1 protein-coding gene is annotated in these 1,671 nt (G+C 64.0%); it reads right to left on the reverse strand.

The genetic code is table 11. From position 1 onward, the window contains the following. Window positions 1–221: 221 nt before the first annotated feature. A complete protein-coding gene (locus G0P99_RS18770) occupies window positions 222–1,577 on the reverse strand; it encodes an IS1380 family transposase (protein ID WP_164132022.1) in 1,356 nt (451 codons plus the stop codon). Window positions 1,578–1,671: the final 94 nt, after the last annotated feature.

The raw sequence follows: 1,671 nt of genomic DNA on the forward strand, positions 1-1,671 counted from the left end.
CCGACATTCTCCAAGTGGCCTGCCGTCTGATGTCAAGATTGCCAGAGACTGCCCGCTGGACAAGCCTTTTTTGCCCCGAGCGGCGTCGGCGGTCGCGCAGACGGCTGGAACTGGGTGGATTGGGCCGCGAAGCCGCAACTTCCTTGCCCGGCGGTAGCGTTCTTCGGCGCGGTGGACAGACCTGTCCTGCCGCTTTCGTTCAGTTTTGGCCTGCATTGCGGTCACGCGCATGACGGAGGCGCCCGAAGTCGGTGGATGGCGGCGAGGATAGCGCGCACCATCGGGCCGGTGACGGCGACCTCGGCCAGCTGGAAGGTGATGGCGCGGGCGTGGCGGACGACGCGGGCTCCGATCTTGATCAGCTTCAGTTGCAGGCTGGTCAACGACCAGTCGGCCATGGCCTCGGGCAGCTCGATGCAGCGCAAGAAGGTGGCCAGGTTGTAGGCCAGCGCGTGCAAATGCAGCCGCACCTCGTTGTCGCGGAACCGACGGCATGACAGCCGGGTCCAGTGGAAGGCGTATTTGCCCTCCTTGATGTGCTGCTCGGCGGTGCCGCGCTGGTTATAGAACCGCGCCACCCAATCCGGCTCCATCGGCAGGTTGGTGACGATGAAGCCGACTTTGGGGAACAGCTCGCCCGGGTGCCATTCGATCCTGGCGATGACGCGGCGCGGCTTTTCCCAGGACGCCGCCTGATACTCGAAGTCCTCGTGGAAGCGTTTGACCTTGGTCAGCGACGGACGCCCCACGGGGCGCGTAAGCCGATGCGCGATCTTCTCGCGCAGGACGTTGTTGGCGGGCAATCGGATGGCGTAGAAATAGCCCGCTTCTTCCAGCCGCGCATAGAGCGCGGGAAGCGCATAGGCAGCGTCCGCCCGAAAGAAGCGGCCCCCAAGGTCGCGGCCAGCATAGCGGGCGATCACCGGATCAAGGACGTCCCGCCAGCCATCGGCGCTGTGGACATTGCCGTTGCGCAGGGCACAGCGTTCCAACATGCCAAACTGATTGAAGAGGAAGTTCGGGTGATAGCAGCTGCACTCAAAATGCCCGTTCCAGGCGGCGCCTTCTTGATCACCGTGGGTGGGGCTCACGGAACTGTCCATGTCCAGCACGATGAACTTCAGCCCGTTGCGGTCATGGAACCGGTCAATCCATTGGCCATTCAGATCGGCCAGCGCCGCCCGGTTCTCAGCCAAGGCAAGCGTCTCGGTCTCGAACCGCCCCATCTGGGAAGCCGAGGCCGCCTGCGCACCGACAGCCCGGCCACCCACGACCTGACGCATGACCGGATCGAGGGCCAGCCGGTCAGCATCGTTGACATCTTCGTATCCGGCCAGCCGCCCATAGACCGATTGCCGGAACAGCCCGTCGAGCTGGTGTACGGTGTTCTTGCCTCGGCGGGTGTCGCGCAGCGCCGCCGACGCCAGACCGGACAGCCCCAGCGCGTCATCGAGCTCTCGCATCACCAGAAGGCCGCCGTCCGAACTGATCTGCGCACCCCGGAACTCCAACCGCACGCGAGCGTCGAAATCCACCCGATCACCCCGGTCTGAACCCGCACCCAATGGGTGATCCATGAAATGCGCCCCGATATGCCGCCAACACCATGATTTATATGGGAAATAGCAAGGTCAGGACAGCGAAATCAGCAACCCACTTGGGGAATGCGGG

The sequence above is a fragment of the Ruegeria sp. PrR005 genome (assembly GCF_010500245.1).
GTDB classification, from domain to species: Bacteria; Pseudomonadota; Alphaproteobacteria; order Rhodobacterales; family Rhodobacteraceae; genus Ruegeria_B; species Ruegeria_B marisflavi.

What these genes read in the sequence shown, in the direction of transcription:
- G0P99_RS18770 (WP_164132022.1), bottom strand. Translation starts at nt 1,577, where the DNA reads ATGGATCACCCATTGGGTGCGGGTTCAGACCGGGGTGATCGGGTGGAT.